At 41.3% G+C, this 20,739-nt stretch carries 21 protein-coding genes; 17 read left to right on the top strand and 4 right to left on the bottom strand.

Annotated elements, in window-relative coordinates:
* The first annotated feature begins 20 nt into the window (after positions 1 to 20).
* The 12 genes from pilM (at position 21) to trpS (ending at position 11,777) form a co-directional block, all read left to right on the top strand.
* A complete protein-coding gene (pilM, locus tag VCASEI_RS11970) occupies positions 21 to 1,046 on the top strand; it encodes a type IV pilus assembly protein PilM (protein WP_086960399.1) in 1,026 nt (341 codons plus the stop codon).
* The gene (locus VCASEI_RS11965) at positions 1,036 to 1,638 is read left to right on the top strand and encodes a PilN domain-containing protein (RefSeq protein WP_086960398.1); all 603 of its coding nucleotides are present in this window, start codon (positions 1,036 to 1,038) and stop codon (positions 1,636 to 1,638) included. The genes pilM and VCASEI_RS11965 overlap by 11 nt, the downstream gene beginning before the upstream one ends.
* Complete coding sequence (locus VCASEI_RS11960; protein ID WP_086960397.1) at positions 1,638 to 2,222, top strand: type IV pilus inner membrane component PilO; 585 nt, start codon at positions 1,638 to 1,640, stop codon at positions 2,220 to 2,222. The genes VCASEI_RS11965 and VCASEI_RS11960 overlap by 1 nt, the downstream gene beginning before the upstream one ends.
* A complete protein-coding gene (locus VCASEI_RS11955) occupies positions 2,219 to 2,731 on the top strand; it encodes a pilus assembly protein PilP (protein ID WP_086960396.1) in 513 nt (170 codons plus the stop codon). Before VCASEI_RS11960 ends, VCASEI_RS11955 begins: the two co-directional genes overlap by 4 nt.
* Positions 2,732 to 2,767: 36 nt before the next feature.
* Positions 2,768 to 4,603, top strand: coding sequence for a type IV pilus secretin PilQ (locus VCASEI_RS11950; RefSeq protein ID WP_089110418.1), 1,836 nt, complete (start codon positions 2,768 to 2,770; stop codon positions 4,601 to 4,603).
* Positions 4,604 to 4,853: 250 nt separating this feature from the next.
* Positions 4,854 to 5,372, top strand: a complete 519-nt coding sequence (aroK, locus tag VCASEI_RS11945) for a shikimate kinase AroK (protein ID WP_086960394.1) — start codon at positions 4,854 to 4,856, stop codon at positions 5,370 to 5,372.
* Positions 5,373 to 5,401: 29 nt separating this feature from the next.
* Entirely contained in the window at positions 5,402 to 6,487 is a 1,086-nt protein-coding gene (gene aroB, locus VCASEI_RS11940) for a 3-dehydroquinate synthase (RefSeq protein WP_086960393.1), read from the top strand.
* Between the two features lie 100 nt (positions 6,488 to 6,587).
* Entirely contained in the window at positions 6,588 to 7,997 is a 1,410-nt protein-coding gene (locus VCASEI_RS11935; RefSeq protein WP_086960392.1) for an AAA family ATPase, read from the top strand.
* 139 nt (positions 7,998 to 8,136) lie between these two features.
* Positions 8,137 to 8,964, top strand: coding sequence for a Dam family site-specific DNA-(adenine-N6)-methyltransferase (locus VCASEI_RS11930; protein ID WP_086960391.1), 828 nt, complete (start codon positions 8,137 to 8,139; stop codon positions 8,962 to 8,964).
* 152 nt (positions 8,965 to 9,116) lie between these two features.
* Entirely contained in the window at positions 9,117 to 9,788 is a 672-nt protein-coding gene (gene rpe / locus VCASEI_RS11925) for a ribulose-phosphate 3-epimerase (RefSeq protein ID WP_086960390.1), read from the top strand.
* A gap of 106 nt (positions 9,789 to 9,894) precedes the next feature.
* Positions 9,895 to 10,581, top strand: coding sequence for a phosphoglycolate phosphatase (locus VCASEI_RS11920; RefSeq protein WP_086960478.1), 687 nt, complete (start codon positions 9,895 to 9,897; stop codon positions 10,579 to 10,581).
* Positions 10,582 to 10,760: 179 nt separating this feature from the next.
* Complete coding sequence (gene trpS, locus VCASEI_RS11915) at positions 10,761 to 11,777, top strand: tryptophan--tRNA ligase (RefSeq protein WP_086960389.1); 1,017 nt, start codon at positions 10,761 to 10,763, stop codon at positions 11,775 to 11,777.
* A gap of 100 nt (positions 11,778 to 11,877) precedes the next feature.
* Here trpS and VCASEI_RS19890 read toward each other — a convergent pair whose 3' ends face one another.
* A complete protein-coding gene (locus VCASEI_RS19890; RefSeq protein WP_353681905.1) occupies positions 11,878 to 11,976 on the bottom strand; it encodes an IS3 family transposase in 99 nt (32 codons plus the stop codon).
* Between the two features lie 142 nt (positions 11,977 to 12,118).
* Here VCASEI_RS19890 and VCASEI_RS11910 point away from each other — a divergent pair, with 142 nt between their 5' ends.
* The 4 genes from VCASEI_RS11910 to VCASEI_RS11895 all read left to right on the top strand — a co-directional run bounded on the left by VCASEI_RS11910 (position 12,119) and on the right by VCASEI_RS11895 (position 16,271).
* Complete coding sequence (locus tag VCASEI_RS11910) at positions 12,119 to 12,697, top strand: aminodeoxychorismate/anthranilate synthase component II (protein ID WP_086960388.1); 579 nt, start codon at positions 12,119 to 12,121, stop codon at positions 12,695 to 12,697.
* A 232-nt stretch (positions 12,698 to 12,929) separates the two neighbouring features.
* Complete coding sequence (locus VCASEI_RS11905) at positions 12,930 to 14,141, top strand: aspartate aminotransferase family protein (protein ID WP_089110419.1); 1,212 nt, start codon at positions 12,930 to 12,932, stop codon at positions 14,139 to 14,141.
* Between the two features lie 190 nt (positions 14,142 to 14,331).
* A complete protein-coding gene (gene astA, locus VCASEI_RS11900) occupies positions 14,332 to 15,348 on the top strand; it encodes an arginine N-succinyltransferase (protein ID WP_089110420.1) in 1,017 nt (338 codons plus the stop codon).
* Positions 15,349 to 15,473: 125 nt separating this feature from the next.
* A complete protein-coding gene (locus VCASEI_RS11895; protein ID WP_089110421.1) occupies positions 15,474 to 16,271 on the top strand; it encodes a DUF1338 domain-containing protein in 798 nt (265 codons plus the stop codon).
* 150 nt (positions 16,272 to 16,421) lie between these two features.
* Here VCASEI_RS11895 and spoT read toward each other — a convergent pair whose 3' ends face one another.
* The 3 genes from spoT to gmk form a co-directional block, all read right to left on the bottom strand.
* Positions 16,422 to 18,539, bottom strand: a complete 2,118-nt coding sequence (spoT, locus tag VCASEI_RS11890) for a bifunctional GTP diphosphokinase/guanosine-3',5'-bis pyrophosphate 3'-pyrophosphohydrolase (protein ID WP_089110422.1) — start codon at positions 18,537 to 18,539, stop codon at positions 16,422 to 16,424.
* A gap of 24 nt (positions 18,540 to 18,563) precedes the next feature.
* The gene (gene rpoZ, locus VCASEI_RS11885) at positions 18,564 to 18,836 is read right to left on the bottom strand and encodes a DNA-directed RNA polymerase subunit omega (protein WP_027696467.1); all 273 of its coding nucleotides are present in this window, start codon (positions 18,834 to 18,836) and stop codon (positions 18,564 to 18,566) included.
* A 122-nt stretch (positions 18,837 to 18,958) separates the two neighbouring features.
* Entirely contained in the window at positions 18,959 to 19,585 is a 627-nt protein-coding gene (gene gmk, locus VCASEI_RS11880; protein WP_086960383.1) for a guanylate kinase, read from the bottom strand.
* A gap of 203 nt (positions 19,586 to 19,788) precedes the next feature.
* Here gmk and fdhD point away from each other — a divergent pair, with 203 nt between their 5' ends.
* On the top strand, positions 19,789 to 20,637 hold the full coding sequence (gene fdhD / locus VCASEI_RS11875; protein WP_089110423.1) for a formate dehydrogenase accessory sulfurtransferase FdhD: 849 nt from the start codon (positions 19,789 to 19,791) through the stop codon (positions 20,635 to 20,637).
* Positions 20,638 to 20,739: the final 102 nt, after the last annotated feature.

Raw genomic sequence — 20,739 nt, 5'->3', positions numbered from 1 at the left:
TCTAGCTGGAGCCTAGCAATATGGGTAAATCTTTAGTCACGGGCATCGACATAGGTCACCACAGTATTAAAGCTGTAGTTATGAAACCTGCTGGAGAACTGTTTGAGCTGGTGAGCTACACGGAAGTGTCAACAACCAGTGCTATTTTTTCAGAAAACCATACCTTTGATCATCATAGCATTGTAAAAAAACTTAAAGAGTTGAAAAAACAACTGCCCATAATGGCTCGTAATGTTGTGCTTTCTGTGCCAGATAATGCCGTGATCAGTAAAATGTTGCATATAGATAGCGAACTCGATGAAAGAGAAAAAGAGTTTGCGATATATCAAGTGTTTGGTCAGCAATCGCCATTTCCAGTTGAAGATCTTAGCCTTGATTACGTCAAAGTGGAGCAAGAAACATTGCAAAGAGTTCCCACCTCGACTTATCAAATTTATGCCACTCGTAAAGAGGTAATTGAAAGCCGTGTCGATGTGGTAAAAAAATCAGGCTTTAAACCTTTAGTGATGGATACCCAAGCTCATGGTTTATTACGCATATGGCAATTAGCGACGCAATTGAATGTGGAAAAGAAAAACTGGCTATTGGTTGATATCGGCTTGACTCAAACGTCCATTTGCATCATTCCACAAAGTAGGCCTGCTTATTACAAAGATCTTTCATTTGGCACCCAAAGCATGGATGTAACCTCTAAACCTGAACTTGCCTTAAATCAAAACAACGAGATGAATATCAATGATAAATCTGATGAATTTATTTCTTTGTTAGCAGAAAGACTCACCAGACAAATTAGTTTATATGGTTCGGTTAATCAGCAGCAAAAAATTGAAGGTGTATGGGTGACTGGCGGTGGTGCTTGTTTGTTAGGGATGGACGAAATTCTATCACAAGGACTTGGATTACCTATCGAGGTGCTCGATCCATTGTCGTTATTACAAGGTAAATACAAAAAAAACAAACAGAGTCTTGAAGCATGCACTTTTAGCGTGGCGGCTGGTTTGGCAATTCGTGGCCTTCAATGGCAAAGGGGTGCACATGTTGCATGATATTAATTTATTACCTTGGCGTGAAGAAAAGCGTACGGAATACAAACAACGTTTCTATGGAATGGTCGTGTTGGGGGTTCTGGTTGCGATTAGTTTGCAATGGTTTGGAAGTTTGTACATCGATCATTTAAAAACACAGCAGCAAAGTCGTAATCAAGAGCTGAAAACGTATATTGCCGAGCTTGATAAAAAGCTCGTGAACCTTAAAGAAATTGAAGCGAAACATAAATCGATTCTTACTCGATTAAGGCTCGTTGAATCGTTACAAAATGAGCGTAATAAAACGACGGATTTTATGAATTTGATGCCAGAACTTGTGCCTGAAGGTGTCTATGTCGACAAAATTAAAATGAATGGGCGAGAAATTGAAATGTCGGGTGTCAGTGACAGTACGTCACGTTTAGCAACTATGCTGGATAATTTTGAAAGCTCATCTTGGTTATCCGATGTAGAAATGCATTCGATTATTTCGGGAAAAGTATTGTTCGGTAAAAAATTCCAAAGTTTTAAATTGTCTTTCCGGTTTGAGTCTGAAGAAACGGAGCGTCAACAGAACAAAACAGTGAATACTCAAGCTAAGGGGGCCAAGTAATGGTCGACTTTCGAGATTTAGATTTTGATGACATGCCTGAGTGGCCAGTATTACCACAAGTATTAGCAATTGGTGGGCTTATTATTATTTTGCAATTGGTCGGTATTTGGTTCTATTTGATTCCTCAACATGACGAATTAGAGCAAATTCACCAGCAAGAAGTGACCCTAAAAAGTTCTATACGTATTAAAGCTGCAAAAGTAGCGGCTTTACCTCAGTTACAAGCCCAATTAGATGAGCTGAACACTCGTTATCAGTACTTGCTCAAGCAACTCCCCGTGCAGAAAGAACTGGCGAGCATGCTTTCTTCTGTTAATGATCTTGGTATTAAAAATGACTTGAATTTTACTCGTGTAGATTGGGGGGGAAAACAAGTACAAGAGTTTTTATATCGACTTCCGTTAAATATTGAGCTGACTGGAGCCTATGACAACATAGGTCAGTTTTCGGAAGCTATTGCTAAGTTACCTCGAATCATCAGTCTGCATGATGTCGATTTGCAACGTGTTAGCCAAGAAAGCAGTACTCTTCATTTTCGTGTGAGGGCTTATACCTATCAATTTAAGCCGGAGGAAAGCAAATGATCAAGCATTCTTGGATTATCATTCTACTGGGTTTGATGACGGGGTGTGAACATTCAGATGATTCGATTAACGCCTTTATTACTCAGGTAGAAAATCAATCTCGCAAAGAAATTGCTCAGCTTGCACCTGAACGTCCTTTTTCAGCATCTATTTTTAGAGCGCAAAATGATCGTTCTCCCTTCGTGCTTCCCGCTGTCGCGATGATCGCCAATCAACCACGTTTAAAGCAAGACTGTTGGCAACCTGGTCAACGCAGTAAGACCGGACCTCTGGAAAAATTCCCAATGGATAAACTGCATTTACGTGGGGTAATGGGAAGTAAAGGAAAGGTGTCGGGATTAGTACAAACGCCGGAAGGAACAGTCTTAAAGCTCCAAGAAGGTGAATATATCGGCTTGAATAATGGCAAGGTTGCGCAAGTGACCTCGCAATATATTTTGATAAAAGAAACCTTACCGGATGGTTTGGGGTGTTGGCAGCAGCGAAACGTAAAGTTAGCGCTGAAGTAAAGTACAAACGTGAATATTATAATTGAGTATTAAATTATGCATAAAGGATTAACGCGTACAGGTTTGAGCCGTCCATTCTCTCTGATATCAAGCAGTATCATTGCTTGCTTATTACTGACAGGAAATGCTGCTTTCGCTGCCACAACAACGGAAGATTCACTTCAAACGACTTTGAAATTACAACAAAGTGATCGCTTTACTAATGAGTTTGTTGGGTTGGATTTTCGTTTAAACAAAGAAAAAGAAGGCGTCATCATTGTTAAATTAGCATCTTCGGCTTCTGCGGTTGATATTAAAAAAGACCACAAAGGATTAAACATTGAATTAATTAAAACGAAAGTGAGTGACGATAATTTATACGTTATCGATGTAAAAGATTTTTCAACACCGGTGAGTACTGTTGAAGTGTTTCGTCATGATGAAAACACTCGCTTGCAAGCGTCAATCAGTAATGAGTTTACTTATGACTATCGCTTAAAAGGAAAGCTTTTAGAGATTACGATTACGGAAGTTAAAGAAAAAGAAATCAGCAACACACCTAAACAGCAAAGTGCTTTAGATAAAGAAAATGAACTGATTTCTATTAATTTCCAAGATATTCCCGTGCGTAACGTGTTGCAACTCATTGCCGATTATAATGGTTTCAACTTGGTGGTTTCTGATTCCGTGGTAGGTAATTTAACCTTGCGTTTAGATGGTGTTCCTTGGCAACAAGTATTAGAGATTATTTTACAAGTTAAAGGGTTAGATAAACGGGTTGAAGGTAATGTTGTTTTGGTTGCGCCTAAGAGTGAGTTAGATGAGCAACAGAAGAAACGCTTAGAACAGGCGCGAATGGAAGAAGAGTTAGGTGATTTAAGCTCTGAGTTGTTGCAAATTAATTTTGCTAAAGCGTCGGATATTGCCGCTATGATCGGTGGTGAAGGTGAAATAAGCATGTTATCGAGCCGAGGTAATATTACGGTTGATGAACGTACAAACTCACTATTGATTCGTGATTTGGCCTCTAATATCAATATTATTAAAGGGATAGTTGAATCCTTAGACATCCCTGTTAAACAGGTTCAAATAGAAGCGAGAATCGTTACGGTCAACGAAGGCAACATGCAAGATCTTGGGATTCGTTGGGGGATGTCAAGCACAAATGGATCTTTCTCTGCCGGAGGGAGTATTGAAAATAACCTCGCAAATGCAAATCCTAATGGTGCAAATGGAAAAGGTGGGGTCATTGATGGTGACCAAATTAATTTTGGTGGCGCCACACAAGAGGTTGGTATTGAGGACTTCTTAAACGTGAATTTGGCCGCAACCAGTGCGAATGCATCTAGTATTGCATTCCAAGTAGCAAAGCTTGGTTCAAATACATTATTGGATTTAGAGCTTTCTGCGCTGCAAGCAGAATCAAAAGCGGAAATTATTTCAAGCCCACGTTTAATCACGACAAATAAGCAACCAGCCTATATTGAACAAGGTACGGAGATTCCTTATTTAGAAGCCTCTTCAAGTGGTGCGACGTCGATTAGTTTTAAAAAAGCGGTATTAAGTTTGAAGGTGACACCGCAAATTACACCGGATAACCGATTGGTGCTGGATTTGAGTGTGACTCAAGATAGGCCCGGTGCTGTGGTTAAAACTGGAGATGGTGAAGCTGTCGCTATAGATACTCAACGAATTGGCACACAAGTACTGGTAGATAATGGTGAAACTGTGGTGTTGGGAGGGATTTATCAACATTCAGTACAAACCAGTGTTGATAAGGTGCCATTACTCGGAGATATTCCATATCTTGGAGCTTTATTCCGCCGTAGTTATGAAAATTATGGTAAGAGTGAATTGCTGATTTTTGTTACCCCAAAAGTTGTTTTACAGTAAAAAAGTGGCTTAGAACGTCTTTTTAAATGTGTTTGAATATGCAGAATCAAAGATTAAATACGTTCTAAGTAAAATTAAAGTTGCATTAGTGGCACCATACTTAGATAATTTCAGGTCTGATCACGAATTATCTGTGAGGAATTTGGTGCCACAATGATGTCTGGCTTAGCCTGCGCTTGAATTGAGCGTATAGAGCAATAGAGATATCGGATGGCGATTTCATTAAATTAACGTTGAATTACTGCTAAACATGGCCGAAAAACGCAATATTTTTCTTGTTGGCCCAATGGGCGCTGGCAAAAGTACAATAGGTAGACATCTCGCTCAGCAACTGCATATGGAGTTTTTGGATTCTGATACAGTTATCGAGCACAGAACAGGTGCAGATATCAGCTGGGTATTTGATGTTGAAGGTGAAGAAGGTTTCCGCGTTCGCGAAGAAGCTGTCATTGATGATCTAACACAAGAGCAAGGTATCGTTCTAGCCACTGGCGGTGGCTCAGTCATGAGTAAGGATAGCCGTAATCGTTTATCTGCTCGTGGTGTTGTTGTCTATCTGGAAACAACCATTGAAAAGCAACTTGCTCGTACCAATCGTGATAAAAAACGTCCATTACTTCAAACGGATCAGCCTCGTGATGTGTTAGAAACATTAGCGCAAAATCGTAATCCACTATATGAAGAAATTGCTGATTATACGGTACGTACGGATGATCAAAGCGCTAAAGTTGTCGCGAACCTTATTGTTAAAATGCTAGAAGAGAACTAGCCTTACATACCGCTTAGGAGAACCAAACCATGGAACGGATTAACGTGGATCTCGGTGAGCGCAGTTATCCTATCTCTATTGGCGCTGGGTTACTAAGTAATCCAGCGCTTTTCTCGCATCTAAAAGCCAAGCAAAAAGTGGTTGTGATCAGCAATGAAACAGTCGCGCCACTTTATGCCGAGCGTTTAATGATGACTCTGCAAGCACTAGAGTGCCAAGTGTCTCTGTTGACTTTGCCAGATGGAGAACAATACAAAAGCCTTGAAACGTTTAATACTATTATGAGTTATTTACTGGAAGGTAATTATAGCCGAGATGTTGTATTAGTCGCTCTAGGTGGCGGTGTTATTGGAGATTTAGTCGGGTTTGCTGCTGCTTGCTATCAACGGGGCGTGGATTTTATTCAAGTGCCTACCACATTATTGTCCCAAGTCGATTCTTCTGTAGGGGGAAAAACCGCGGTTAACCATCCTCTTGGTAAGAATATGATTGGTGCATTTTATCAGCCTAAATCGGTTATTATTGATACCGATTGTCTTGATACGCTTCCTGCGCGAGAGTTTTCGGCTGGAATGGCCGAGGTGATCAAGTATGGCATTATTATTGATTCTGAGTTCTTTTCTTGGTTAGAGGCTAACATGGCGGCATTGGCAGAGCTTAATAATGCGGCATTATGTTTTGCTATTGCCCGTTGTTGTCAGATTAAAGCAGACGTGGTTGCAGCTGATGAGAAAGAATCCGGTGTACGAGCTTTGCTTAATTTAGGTCATACCTATGGTCATGCGATTGAAGCTGAAATGGGGTATGGCAATTGGTTGCATGGTGAAGCGGTCGCGGCTGGAATGATGATGGCGGCACACACTTCATTACGACGAGAATTATTAACGAAAGAGCAAGTGGAGCGTATCCAATCTTTATTGATAAGAGCTAACTTACCAATACATACTCCTGAAAGTATGGATTATGATGCCTTTATTAAGCATATGATGCGTGATAAAAAAGTGCTGGCGGGCCAACTGCGTCTAATTTTACCTACGGGTATTGGTCGAGCGGAAGTTATGGCAAATACTTCTGAAGAGATTATTGCTCAATCAATAGAAGCTTGTCGTCAGTAACTTGTTTATTTCTTTGTGTTTTGTTGACATGATGGCAAGTGTGACATGGTAGTGTCAGGCTACTATGTAATAGATTTTTTGGTTAGAATAGAGGCTGAAAATGAGCATGACTCATGATGCAGAATTGGTGCAACTGGAATCGCAAACTGAAATATTGGATGGTTTGCAGCTATTTACTCGTCTTCACTCCAATGTTATTTACGTTGAAGGTGAGAAAGGCTCCGGTAAGTCATGGCTTGCTCAACGTTTCTTGCATACGGATAAAGAAATTCAAACGTTGTCTTTTTTAATCTGTCTACCATCACAAACGGTCAATCAGCAACGCAGTGTGCTAATGAGCCAATTATTATCCGATAGTTTTTGCATTGGAGATGAATCTCTCGTCCAAAGCTTGGAAGCCTATCGAAAAGATCAAAAATGCAACGCTACGTTAATTGTGGACGATGCAGAATTGTTGGTACCTAACTTGTTGCATGAGTTATGTGAACTGGTGTTGGCCGCTCAAAATAATCCACTATGGCAAATTAATGTTATTTTGTTTGCCACCCCGAATTCGATTGATGATGACCTGACAAAAGAAACGCCAAAACCGGAGATTAAATCTCTAGTTATTCAGCCGTTAACGGATGAAGAAGCGCGTATTTTCCTTGATCAATTACTTATGCCCCATATCTCTACAGATAAAGAGCGTGATGCTATTTATCAAGCTGCCAATAAAATTAAAAATTGGCCGGCTGATTTATTGGCACTCATCAGTCATCAAAAACATCATGCGTCCCCTTGGGTTCGAGCCCTCTTAGTGGCTTTAATTGTGTTATTGATATCATTGGGATTTGGTTCTTGGTGGACAAACTACCAAGCTCGAATGCAAGATGAGTTGCTCGATGGTACTGTGATGCAAGAATCACAGGTACAAGCTGAAAATGCTAACCGTAATTTGTCTGAAAGCATTAGTGGATCTGCCTCAGCTATCGTTACCAATGAAAAATCTCAGCAGAATAATGACGCTTCAAACTTCCCTCAGGAAGTCACCAGTGAGACTTTAACGGTAGGTGATTCATCGAGTATCGAACAAAAGCGTGTAATAGTACCGTCAAATGTCGTGGATGCACTGTTGGATGGAAATAAACCTGAAAAGGTTCGATCATCACTGAAAAATACCAAACAATCGACGTCAGAAGGTCAAGAGAAAGTATCCACTTCTAGTTTGGTGCTGGCTCATGATGAGTTAATGGCTGTTTCTGAGAATAGATATACTTTGCAGCTTGGTGCAGTCGAAACGAAGTTAGACGTTTTACGGTTTATTCAAACGTATCATCTGCAAGATCAAGTTCGTGTTTATCAAACTATTCGTAATCAAAAATCTTGGTATATTATTACTTACCAAGATTTTGAAACGATTAAAGAAAGCCGGGAAGCGGCTCAAGAGTTACCTATTGAATTGCAAAAAGCACTCCCATGGCCAAAATCGATGGCGCAAGTCCATCAAGAGATTGAGCGAGTTCAATAACAATCTGACTTGAATGTCGTCAAATATAAATTTCAAGTTAAAAGAACACACACCAGGTGTTGAAATATGTTACATTCCTCAGCCCATCAAATTCTAGGTGGGCTGGTGAAAATAATTGTGTCGGTGAGTAGTCAAATTCATGAAGAAGCAGCGAGCTTTCCTCAAATGGGCGGGCGGTAAATACGGTTTAGTTGAAGATATTCAACGTCATTTGCCTGAAGGCAGAAAGCTAGTCGAACCTTTTGTTGGGGCCGGTTCTGTTTTTTTAAATACCGATTATGATCAATATCTGCTTGCAGACATCAACCCCGATCTTATAAATCTTTATAATCTGCTTAAAGACAAACCTGATTTATTAATCAGTGAAGCACAGCGTTTTTTTACACCTGAATATAATCGCAAAGAAGTTTATTTAGGGGTAAGAGCCGATTTTAATTCCACCGATGATATTCTTTTTCGTTCATTAGCATTTTTATATATGAATCGTTTTGGTTTTAATGGCTTGTGTCGTTATAACAAAAAAGGTGGTTTTAATGTGCCATTTGGTTCGTACAAAAAACCTTACTTTCCTGAAAAAGAGATGTTGAACTTTGCTGACAAGGCTAAGAAAGCGACATTTGTCTGCGAAGGTTATCCACAAACATTTGCTCGCACACGTAAAGGATGTGTTGTGTATTGTGACCCACCTTATGCGCCGTTAGCACAAGCTAGTAATTTTACTTCGTATGCCGGTAATGGTTTTTCACTGGATGATCAGGCTAAATTGGCGAGCATTGCTGAAAATACTGCTCAGCAGCGTGATATTCCGGTACTGATCTCTAACCATGATACGGCTTTAACTCGTCGCTTATATAAAGGTGCGCAATTAAATGTGGTTAAAGTGAAACGCACTATTAGCCGTAATGGCGCTGGACGCAACAAGGTCGATGAATTATTGGCGTTGTTTGAAGCAAACAATCAAAGCTAGACGCTTCGCTTGCTTGCCTTTTTCTTCGTCAAGCGTGATTAACGACTAGAAACTTCTCCCTCATGACACATTCCTATTTGTATATAAACGTTTGCTTGGGTAAACTTGCGCCAATTTCATCTCATTGATTTAGGCCATACTCGGAGTTAGCCATGAAAGACTTTCTGATCGCACCATCCATCCTCTCTGCTGATTTTGCTCGTTTAGGCGAAGATGTCGAAAGAGTATTAGCCGCGGGTGCTGATGTTGTTCACTTTGATGTGATGGACAATCACTATGTGCCTAACCTGACTTTTGGCGCGCCAATCTGTAAAGCGCTGCGTGACTACGGGATTACCGCGCCGATTGATGTTCATTTAATGGTGAAACCGGTTGATAGCATTGTGCCTGAGTTTGCTAAAGCGGGCGCATCGATGATCACTTTCCACATTGAAGCCTCTGAGCACGTTGATCGCACATTGCAATTAATCAAAGAAAATGGTTGTCAGGCGGGGGTAGTCTTTAACCCAGCAACGCCGCTTCATCACCTAGATTACATCATGGATAAAGTGGACATGATTTTGCTGATGTCAGTAAACCCAGGTTTTGGCGGTCAATCTTTCATTCCGTCTACACTGGATAAATTACGTGAAGTGCGTAAACGCATTGATGCGAGTGGCCGTAATATTCGCCTTGAAATTGATGGTGGCGTTAAAGTGGATAATATCCGTGAAATTGCCGAAGCGGGCGCAGATATGTTTGTGGCAGGTTCTGCTATTTTCAATCAACCAGACTACAAACAAGTGGTTGATCAAATGCGAGAAGAACTTGCGAAAACAAAATAACTCTAAATGCCCCTAGGTAACTAGTGGTCGATATCAAAAGAGGCTTGAGATACACTCAAGCCTCTTTTTTGTTGTAAATGGAAGTAGGTTGTAGATGGAAGCCGTAATGACGTTACAAGATATTCAATTAATTGCATTTGATTTAGATGGCACTTTACTTGATAGCGTGCCTGATCTGGCGGTTGCCGCTGATCAAGCAGTACAAAGCTTAGGTTTTCCATCGGTAACCGAAGAACAAGTTCGAGATTGGGTCGGCAATGGCGCAGACATACTGATTGGTCGCGCGTTAAGTCAAAATATTAATGTTGATGAGTCCTTAGATACGGATTTGCTAAAACAAGCTCGTGTGCGCTTTGATGAGTTTTATCATCAAGGTGGTCACCAACTCAGTCATTTATATTCTAATGTGACGTCGACATTGAAGGCCTTGCATCAAGTTGGGTATAAAATGGCGATTGTCACCAATAAGCCTTCCGCTTTTGTGCCAGATATTTTGCAGCAGCATGGCATTGCCGATCTGTTTGTTGATGTGATTGGTGGCGATGACTTCCCCAATAAAAAACCTGATCCGATGGCTCTCAATTGGTTGCTTGATAAGCATCAAGTGAGTGCGCAACAAATGTTGATGGTCGGCGATTCAAAAAATGACGTATTAGCTGCGCAAAATGCTGGTTGTCATAGTTTTGCACTGACTTATGGCTACAACCACGGTGAGCCAATTTCTGACTCAGCACCAGACTACGTCGCGGATAACATTGCTGAGATGCTAGATGTGCTGAGTGTTTCTCAATAATTGCGATGATTCGATCAATTAGCTTGATAAAACGCTAGTCAAACCGAGCTAGATCAGTAAACTGAAATGCCTGTTTATCTTTCATTTAATTTGAATGCAAAGAGACAGGCATTATTTTTAATTTCAGCCCAGTATTCGATGATGAGTATTAATAGGGGCGACAGTAAGGGAAAAGAAACATGAGCAAACCCATAGTATTAAGTGGTGTTCAACCATCTGGTGAACTGAGTATTGGTAACTACTTGGGTGCTCTACGTCAATGGCAACAAATGCAAGATGACTATGATTGCCAGTACTGCGTTGTTGATCTTCATGCAATTACGGTTCGTCAGGATCCTAAAGCATTGTATGAAGCGACATTAGATGCGTTAGCAGTTTGTCTTGCGGTTGGTGTTGATCCTAAGAAGAGCACATTATTCGTTCAGTCACATGTACCGGAACATGCTCAACTAGGTTGGCTTCTTAACTGTTATACCCAAATGGGCGAATTGAATCGTATGACTCAGTTCAAAGATAAATCACAGCGTTACGCCAATGATGTTAATGCTGGGCTTTTTGCTTACCCAGTATTAATGGCGGCGGATATTTTGCTGTATGGCGCTCACCAAGTACCTGTTGGTAACGATCAGAAGCAGCATCTGGAGCTAGCCCGTGATATCGCGACTCGCTTTAATAATGTGTATAGCCCTGAAGATCCAATTTTCCAAATTCCAGAGCCATACATTCCACAAGTCAATGCTCGCGTAATGAGCTTGCAAGATGCGACTAAGAAAATGTCTAAATCGGACGATAACCGTAAAAACGTTATTACGCTTTTAGAAGATCCTAAGTCGATTCTGAAAAAGATCAATAAAGCGCAAACTGATGCTGAAACGCCACCATGCATCGCGCATGATGTGGAAAATAAAGCAGGCATTTCAAACTTGATGGGGCTGTACTCGGCAGCAACCGGTAAAACCTATCAAGAAATTGAAGCGCAATATGCCGGCGTTGAAATGTACGGCCCATTTAAGAAAGATGTGGGTGAAGCGATTGTTGCCATGCTTGAGCCGATCCAAGCTGAATACCAACGTATTCGTGCTGACCGTGTTTATATGAATGATGTAATGAAAGTGGGCGCTGAAAAAGCTTCTGAAAAAGCGGCAGTGACATTAGCAAAAGCATATCAAGCGGTCGGTTTTGTCCCTAGGGGATAATCTCCGTAGTTAAGAAGCTAAGAGTTATCACTAATTTAAGTGATGAACAAAAAACCGCTGAAAGCATAATGAAGTGACCCCTTAAAGTTGGACATTTCTGTTATGCGGCTTCTAAGGCCTGATTTCGGTATTCTACCGGAGTCAGGCCTTTTAATTTAACCTTAACGGAGATTATTAGCTTATGCGTTACGTAATTCACGGCGTAGCACTTAATTGGTTGATGTTTTTATGAATGAACTCATCTTGCCGAAAGAATTTATGCATTTTATATTATTAGAAGCTTGCCTTTATTTGTCGCTATTGCAGAATACAGCCTTCTGATTTGGTATTAAGAACTTACGATGCTACTGATTATTGATAATTATGATTCCTTTACTTACAACCTTTACCAATACTTCTGTGAGTTAGGGGCGAAGGTACAAGTTATTCGTAATGATGAAATCGATATTGCTGGTATCGAAGCACTTAACCCTAGTCATTTAGTCATTTCTCCGGGACCATGCACGCCAAATGAAGCAGGGATATCGTTACAAGCCATTCAACATTTTGCTGGTAAGTTGCCGATATTAGGAGTGTGTTTAGGTCATCAAGCGATCGCGCAAGCGTTTGGTGGACAAGTGATAAGGGCAAGGCAGGTGATGCATGGTAAAACCTCCTCGATTATTCATAACAGTCAAAGTGTGTTTCGTGATTTGCCTAATCCCTTAACCGTAACACGCTATCATTCATTGGTGGTTGAAACCTCGAGCCTACCTGATTGCTTTGAATTGACGGCATGGACAACGTTACCCAATAATGAACTCGATGAAATCATGGGGTATCAGCATAAAACCCTACCGATAGAAGCGGTGCAATTTCACCCAGAATCGATTAAAACGGAATGTGGTCACCAAATCCTAGCTAATTTTCTTCAGCGTTAAATTCTGCTTGAAAGTTGCAGAAACGTTAATTGTTCCACAACCTTGTCATTTACATTTCATCTCGTCCTAAAATTCCACTATCCTCTAAGAATAAACATGAATGCCTAAATGTATTGTTAGGCTCGTCGTTTTTTTGAATAAATATTTATAATAATTAAATAAAAAGTCATTGATGCGTTGCGCCTACTTAGCTAAATTAGTGGTAGGTGTAGGTAAACGAAGAGGATTAAGGATGTCAGTCGATACGCAAGTGCAAAGAAGTTGGTTTGAAGATGTGATGGTACCTTGTTATAGCCCAATGGAGATGATTCCAGTACGAGGTCAAGGCTCTGTAGTTTGGGATCAAGAGGGGAAAGAGTACATTGATTTTGCTGGTGGTATTGCGGTGAGTTGTTTAGGGCATTGCCACCCAGTGATGGTGGAGGCCTTGGTCGAGCAAGCGAATAAGTTGTGGCATTTAAGTAACGTGATGACCAATGAACCCGCGTTACGTCTGGCCAAAAAATTGACGGAAATTAGTTTTGCTGAAAAAGTGTTTTTTGCTAACTCTGGCGCAGAAGCGAATGAGGCAGCATTAAAGCTTGCTCGTCGTTGGGCGAAAGAAACACATGGTGAAGAAAAAAGTGAAATTATCGCTTTCACTCAAGGGTTTCATGGTCGCACTTTTTTTACCGTAACCGTGGGTGGCCAGCCGGCTTATTCAGATGGTTTTGGGCCAAAACCAGGTAACATTACTCACCTGCCTTACAACGATATTGAGGCGTTAAAAACGCATATTTCGGATAACACTTGTGCAGTGATGATGGAGCCATTACAAGGGGAGGGTGGTGTCCTGTCACCATCGATTGAATTTGCCGAAGCAGTACGCTCACTGTGCGATCAGCACAATGCTCTGTTGATTTTTGATGAAGTACAAACGGGTAATGGTAGAACCGGTCACTTCTATGCTTATCAAGAACTTGGCGTGACGCCGGATATTCTATCTACCGCAAAATCGCTTGGTGGTGGTTTCCCAATTGGCGCAATGCTTACCACAACTGAATTGGCGCAACACATGAAAGTGGGAGTACATGGTTCAACTTATGGCGGTAATCCATTAGCGTGCGCAGTGGCAGATGCAGTTGTTAATTACATCAGTCAACCGGTTATTTTAGAAGGGGTCAAGAAAAGAGAACAATGGTTAAAAGAAGGCCTCGCTAAAATTAATGACAAATATGGCCTGTTTGCTGATGTACGTGGTAAAGGGTTATTAATTGGTGCAGAACTCAACCAAGAATGGCAAGGTCGAGCTCGTGATATTTTAGTTGCTTCAGGTAAGAATGGCTTATTGTTGCTTGTGGCTGGCCCGAATGTGGTGCGCTTTACTCCATCACTGGTGATCACGCAAAAAGAGATGGAGCAAGGGTTGGCGAAGCTTGATCAAGCGATTGCCTCTCTTTTGTAATTCGTCTCTTTTATCATGGAGACTTCTATAATAAATAGAAGCCTAAAAGCCAATGCGTACTGATGTATTGGCTTTATGCCTCATGTTTTAATCTTTTATGTGTGATTGCTCAGCAAGGATTAATACCTGATTATAAAAAATGAGAGTGGCAACGATGTCACTCCTATTCCTCAGTTGAGAGGGAAGCATCATGTTAGTAATTCGTCCAATTCAAGATACCGATTACGATGCGCTTTACCAATGTGCAGAAGCATCTGGTCATGGTTTTACATCATTACCGGTTAACCAAGAACTGTTATCGAAGCGTATTGAAGCTTCTATCAGCAGCTTTTCAAAGCATACCGAACATCCTCAAAATGAAAGTTATTTAATGGTGGCAGTGGATACCGATACCAACCAAGTTGTCGGGACAACTGGTATTGAGGCATCGATTGGCTGGGAAGTCCCATCGTATAGTTACCATATTAGTAAAGTGGTACACAGCTCCAACAAATTGAATGTTCGCAATGAAGTTCAAGTCCTCACTCTTGGCAATAATTACACGGGTTGCAGTGAAATTTGTACCTTGTTTTTGTTACCAGAGTATCGAGCAGGGTTAAATGGCCGATTGATGTCTAAGTGCCGATTTTTGATGATGGCACAATTTCCAGAGCGATTTTCTCAAACCGTTATTGCTGAAATGCGTGGTGTGAGTGATGAAAATGGCAACTCACCATTTTGGCAGTGGTTACAGCAGCATTTCTTCTCTATCGATTTTACCTTGGCAGATTATCTCACCGGAACCGGTAATAAAGGGTTTATCGCGGATTTGATGCCAAAGTTGCCGATTTACGTCAATCTGTTAAGCCCAGAAGCCCAAGCGGTGATCGGGCAGGTCCATCAATACACAGCTCCAGCATTAAAATTACTTGAAAAAGAAGGATTTGCTTGCCGAGGGTATGTGGATATTTTTGATGCAGGGCCAACGGTTGAATGCGATAGAAACCATATTAAATCCATTCAGCAATCTTTTGTGGCGAAGGTTGAAGTACGTGAACATTCTTCATCGCATACCTATTTAATGTCCAATACTCAGTTAAGTGATTTTCGGGCATTAGTGGCTAAAGTGGCTTATGACTCTGAGCAAAATACCGCGTTTATTCACCCAGATGTTGCGAAAAATTTATTAGTCAAAAGTGGTGATTCAATCCGGTTGTTATTGAATTAATGTGAAAAATTAACGTATTTTGTCAGGTTCTTGCTAAAAATAAGATGGCTTATCAGCGTTGAACTATAGTCAAAGTGATAATGATAAAGGTCGGCTTTTGAGCGGGCTAAATAGGAGAGTACAACATGGCTAATATTGAGGCGCTTTTTGAACATTTGTGGCAAGATTATACCCAACGTTTGTGTCCATCGGCGATAAAAGTACATAAACTATTAAGTCAGAAAGGCGAGAAATTGAGTAATGATCATATTGCTTTGCGTACATTTTCGGGCGGAAAATTAGGTTTGGTTCAATTGGCTAAGCACTTTCAAGCATTAGGTTATGAACAGGCTGGTGAATATCATTTTGAAGCGAAAAAGTTATACGCCCATCATTACCAGCATCCTGATCCTCGCTACCCTAAAGTTTTTATCAGTGAATTATGTTTGCCTAAATGTTCAGAAAACCTGAATCATATTATCGACTCTCTGATTCATGACTTACCTCAACAATATACAGATAGCAGTCAGTTTTTATATCAAGGGCGGCCTTGGCGTATTACCAAAGAGCAATACCAAATGTTAGCTGAAGAAAGCGAATACGCTGCATGGGTGGCTGCGCATGGTTTTGGAGCGAATCATTTTACGGTCAGTGTGAACGAGCTAGCCGGGTTTATGGACCTAAAGCAAGTGAATGACTTTCTCGTGTGGCATAACTTTGATATGAATAATTCTGGTGGTGATGTGAAAGGGAGTGAAGAGGTTGGTTTACAGCAATCCTCGACACTGGCCGATAAAGTTTCTGTTGAGTGTAGCGATGGCGAGATCGTCATCCCTGGTGGTTTTTACGAGTTTGCTAAGCGTTTTCCTTTGGGTAATGGTGTTTTATATCAAGGGTTTGTTACTGCTTCGGCTGACAAGATTTTTGAAAGCACCAATATTTAGAAAATCATTAATATGTAGAAAAGTACTAACCAAGCAACTAATAAGTGTTAACCTTATTTAGGACAGAACAACAGAATAGACACAAAAAAGCATCAACTTTTGTTGATGCTTTTTAATGTTGAATTGATTCAGTAATGAAAGTTAATTTCTTTAGCGACGCACTTTCAACGCGTGTGGCATGACTCGAATACGTTTCATAATACTGGCTAGATGTACCCGATCTTTGGTCGTCAGTAATAAAGAAATTGTATACAGTCTACCATCGCGTTCTTCGGTCGCAATACCATGAATATTGGAACCGGTAGAGGCGACAACATTGGTTAAATCAGCCAGTGCGCCTTGGTGGTTTTGCATATCAACTTTCAATTCAGTAATGAAGTCTTGATCAAAATCTTTTGACCATTCAACCGCCATATAACGTTCGGGCTCTTTTTGATAACCACGAATATTTGGACAGGTTTCACGGTGAACCACCAAACCTCGACCTGGAGAAACATGAGCAATAATATGATCGCCGGGAATCGGGTGACAACATTTTGCGTAAGTGAGAAGAATCCCCTCTGCACCACGAATAGGCAGTTTTTTCTTAGAGGACTTATCGCTTTCTAATGATTCGATTTCGGTTAGTTCGTCAGCGTCACCGAGTAATCGACGAGCAATAACAATACTCATCAATTCACCTAAACCGATAGCGGCTAGTAGCTCATCAAGCGTTTTTAGTTTCAGATCAGAAATAACGTGTTGAATATTTTCTTTACTGATATCACTGATTGAAAGATCACCAAGCGCATGGTTGAGTAATCGACGACCAAGGGCGACAGATTCATCACGACGCATGGTTTTTAATACTTGACGTATTTTAGTTCGAGCGCGAGAGGTGACAACATAGTTCAGCCATGCTGCATTCGGACGAGCACCCGGAGCACTAATTATCTCAATGGTTTGGCCATTTTTAAGTGCTTTACTTAAAGGGTAAGGATTGCGATCAACCCTAGCCCCTACGCAGGTATTACCAACATCAGTATGCACAGCATAAGCAAAATCAACCGGTGTGGCACCAGCAGGTAATTCAATAATGCGGCCTTTCGGTGTAAAGACGAAGATCTCATCTGGGAAGAGATCCGATTTTACATGTTCGATAAATTCAAAGGAGTTACCTGCACTTTGTTGTAGTTCAAGTAAGCTTTGCATCCAACGTTGGGCTTTAATTTGAGCGGTAGTTCCTGAGCTTTCACCGTTAGCCTTGTAAGACCAGTGTGCTGCCACACCTTTATCCGCCATTTGTTCCATATCTTCGGTACGGATTTGTACTTCAACGGGAACACCATGAGGGCCAACCATTGAGGTGTGTAAAGATTGGTAGCCATTCGCTTTAGGTACCGCAATGTAATCTTTCATTCGTCCCGGGCGAGGTTTATATAGGTTATGGACTTGCCCTAGAACGCGATAACACGTGTCTGGTGTATCAACAATGACGCGAAAAGCATAGATGTCCATAATGGTATGGAAACGCTGCTCTTTGGTGCGCATTTTATTGTAAATAGAATAGAGGTTTTTTTCTCGGCCCAATACTCGAACGTGCAACCCAACATCTTCGAGTCGGCCTTCAATTTCACTGTGAATCCGTTGGATCATTTCTTTTCGGTTACCACGAGCAGCCTTGACGACCTCTTTGAGTACACGATAACGATTGGGATATAAGGCTTCAAAACCTAGCTCTTCGAGTTCGGTTTTTATGTTGTGGATACCTAAGCGATGGGCAAGGGGAGAAAAAATCTCAAGCGTCTCACGTGCAATACGTCGACGTTTATCTGGGCGTAATGCGCCAAGGGTGCGCATATTGTGAGTACGATCAGCAAGCTTAATTAAGATAACGCGAATGTCTTGCACCATGGCTAAGATCATTTTGCGGAAGTTTTCAGCTTGAGCTTCTTTACGATCGCGAAATTTGAGTTTATCAAGTTTGGAGACACCGTCCACCAATTCAGCCACTATAATGCCAAATTGTGATGCTAAATCTTCTTTGGTGACCTCTGTATCTTCAATCACATCGTGTAATAATGCGGCCATTAAGGTCTCATTATCCAGACGCATTTCCGCCAGAATACGGGCTACCGCAACGGGGTGAATGATATAAGGTTCACCGCTTGAACGGCTTTGTCCTTCGTGGGCGTCTCTTGCCACGACAAAAGCTTCACTCAGAGTCTCGAGTTGAGACTCTGGTAAATATTCTTGGGCAACGGCCTTTAAACTCTCAAATAAGTACAATGTTATTCGCCCAGAGATAAAGAATTAACGGTGATGAACGATGCTGCTTACTGCTGCAAGTTCTGCCGCGTCTTGCTCTTGTTGTTCTTGGCGCTCACGTGCGTCTAAAACTTCTTTAGTGATAAGACCTTCTTCGATTTCACGCAGAGCGATAACCGTCGTTTTATCATTTTCTTCAGGAACCAATGCATCTTTGTTGCCAGTTTGCATTTGACGAGCGCGGCGAGCCGCAATTAGGACTAGGTCGAAACGGTTACCGACTTTTTCAACAGCGTCTTGGACAGTTACGCGTGCCATGATGACTCCAATTTAGTGAATTTTATTTAGAATGACGGGAAATTATACAGCCTTACCGCTACAGATTCTAGCAATAAGACTCTTACCCGTTTATTTGTATTAAACAAACAAAAAACTGCTTATTATTCAGACAGTAATGCTTTTAACATACCGTTAAATTTAACGGCTTGTTTGTCGTGCTTTAGGCGCTCGGCTCGGATAATGGCTTTAAAATCCATTAATGCCGCATCAAAATCATCATTGATGATGAGGTAATCGTATTCATCATAATGGGATATTTCTGATTTAGCCTTGCTCATGCGGCCGGCAATGACTTCTGGGCTATCTTGCCCACGGGTATTCAAACGACGCTCTAATTCACCATTTGAAGGAGGCAGAATAAAGATGCCTTTTGCGTGTGGCATTTGTTTACGGATTTGACGAGCACCTTGCCAGTCAATATCGAGAAAGACATCGATACCGTTGTTTAAGGTCTCTTCAATCCAGACCCGTGATGTTCCGTAATAATTACCAAAGACTTCGGCATGCTCAAGAAACGTGCCTTGGTTCATTAACGTAATAAACTGGTCCTTTTCAACAAAATGATAATGCACGCCATCAACTTCACCGGGGCGTTGTTCACGGGTAGTGTGCGAGATTGACACTTTCATTGCGTAGTTAGGGTTTTTTTCTAACATAGCTGAAATCAAGCTCGATTTACCTGCACCACTTGGCGCAGAAACAATATAAAGCGTACCTTTACCGACCATTATCCATTCACTTTTGTTGAGTATCACCGTTACTATTTTAGTCAATAACGAAGGGTCGCAATAGACATTAAAATCGTAAGGATAAAAAGGGGAGCGAAGAGTAGCATAAGCCGATTATGATTTGAATCCTGCAGGCATTATTTCAGCATCGATACGTGAGTTTCGTTATACTTATTGAGTGTATTACTAGCTTAGATGCCCACATGTCCCAAAAATCTAATAAATCAGCTTTCCCATCGCCGCTAAAAGAGAACTTTGTCACCGCACCTGTTATGCGTTTTAGACATAGTGAACCAAGCGCCAACTTACAGAATGAATATTTTGCTACTGAGACCGCCGTGGCATTGGTGTATAACGGTATCTCGCACACCGTATTAATGTGCACCGCCAGCCATTTGGAAGATTTAGCGGTGGGTTTTTCCTTATCGGAGGGCATCATTGACTACGCTCGAGATATTCATGACATAGTGCAGGTAGAGTCTGACAATGGTATTGAGCTCCATATTGAGATTGCGAACCGCTGTATGGAGCGACTAAGAAAAGTACGCAGAAGTATGGCGGGTCGTACCGGTTGTGGTATTTGTGGGTCTGAAAGTTTAGATCATGTGGTTCGTCCTTTGGCTTCTTTGCTTCAAACAACGTTTTTACCTTGGCAAAAAATTGATGATATTTTGCAGCAACTTGATAACCAACAAAATCTGAACCAAGTGACAGGAGCAACTCATGCAGCGGCTTATGTTTCAGTGGAAGGTGATGTCATTGCAATACGTGAAGATATTGGTCGTCATATCGCTTTGGATAAGCTAGTTGGGTATATTATTCGTCATAAATTGAGCGGCGGCGCTATTTTAGTGACCAGTCGAGCGAGTTTTGAAATGGTACAAAAAGCGGTGAGTGCGGGTGTTGAGATATTGTTGGCTATTTCAGCGGCCACCAGTATGGCCGTGGAATTGGCGCAGAAATCCAATTTAACCTTGGTCGGTTTTTGTCGTCCCGGTCGAGCGGATGCTTATACTTGTCCAGAACGTATTGCGTTGATTAAACAAGAATAAGCTCGGTAAAATCATGTTGAAGGAAGCTAACAAAAGACAGAACGTGATTGTTAGCTGCCTTTTTGTCTATAGATCGCAACGTATTGTCATTGGTCGATTAAG

The sequence above is a fragment of the Vibrio casei genome (genome assembly GCF_002218025.2).
Taxonomy (GTDB): Bacteria; Pseudomonadota; Gammaproteobacteria; order Enterobacterales; family Vibrionaceae; genus Vibrio; species Vibrio casei.
This window is presented reverse-complemented; position numbering and strand designations above follow the sequence as displayed.

Coding starts and splice junctions, on each gene's coding strand:
- pilM (WP_086960399.1), top strand. CDS start 21: ATGGGTAAATCTTTAGTCACGGGCATCGACATAGGTCACCACAGTATT.
- VCASEI_RS11965 (WP_086960398.1), top strand. CDS start 1,036: ATGTTGCATGATATTAATTTATTACCTTGGCGTGAAGAAAAGCGTACG.
- VCASEI_RS11960 (WP_086960397.1), top strand. CDS start 1,638: ATGGTCGACTTTCGAGATTTAGATTTTGATGACATGCCTGAGTGGCCA.
- VCASEI_RS11955 (WP_086960396.1), top strand. CDS start 2,219: ATGATCAAGCATTCTTGGATTATCATTCTACTGGGTTTGATGACGGGG.
- VCASEI_RS11950 (WP_089110418.1), top strand. CDS start 2,768: ATGCATAAAGGATTAACGCGTACAGGTTTGAGCCGTCCATTCTCTCTG.
- aroK (WP_086960394.1), top strand. CDS start 4,854: ATGGCCGAAAAACGCAATATTTTTCTTGTTGGCCCAATGGGCGCTGGC.
- aroB (WP_086960393.1), top strand. CDS start 5,402: ATGGAACGGATTAACGTGGATCTCGGTGAGCGCAGTTATCCTATCTCT.
- VCASEI_RS11935 (WP_086960392.1), top strand. CDS start 6,588: ATGAGCATGACTCATGATGCAGAATTGGTGCAACTGGAATCGCAAACT.
- VCASEI_RS11930 (WP_086960391.1), top strand. CDS start 8,137: ATGAAGAAGCAGCGAGCTTTCCTCAAATGGGCGGGCGGTAAATACGGT.
- rpe (WP_086960390.1), top strand. CDS start 9,117: ATGAAAGACTTTCTGATCGCACCATCCATCCTCTCTGCTGATTTTGCT.
- VCASEI_RS11920 (WP_086960478.1), top strand. CDS start 9,895: ATGACGTTACAAGATATTCAATTAATTGCATTTGATTTAGATGGCACT.
- trpS (WP_086960389.1), top strand. CDS start 10,761: ATGAGCAAACCCATAGTATTAAGTGGTGTTCAACCATCTGGTGAACTG.
- VCASEI_RS11910 (WP_086960388.1), top strand. CDS start 12,119: ATGCTACTGATTATTGATAATTATGATTCCTTTACTTACAACCTTTAC.
- VCASEI_RS11905 (WP_089110419.1), top strand. CDS start 12,930: ATGTCAGTCGATACGCAAGTGCAAAGAAGTTGGTTTGAAGATGTGATG.
- astA (WP_089110420.1), top strand. CDS start 14,332: ATGTTAGTAATTCGTCCAATTCAAGATACCGATTACGATGCGCTTTAC.
- VCASEI_RS11895 (WP_089110421.1), top strand. CDS start 15,474: ATGGCTAATATTGAGGCGCTTTTTGAACATTTGTGGCAAGATTATACC.
- rpoZ (WP_027696467.1), bottom strand. CDS start 18,836: ATGGCACGCGTAACTGTCCAAGACGCTGTTGAAAAAGTCGGTAACCGT.
- gmk (WP_086960383.1), bottom strand. CDS start 19,585: ATGGTCGGTAAAGGTACGCTTTATATTGTTTCTGCGCCAAGTGGTGCA.
- fdhD (WP_089110423.1), top strand. CDS start 19,789: ATGTCCCAAAAATCTAATAAATCAGCTTTCCCATCGCCGCTAAAAGAG.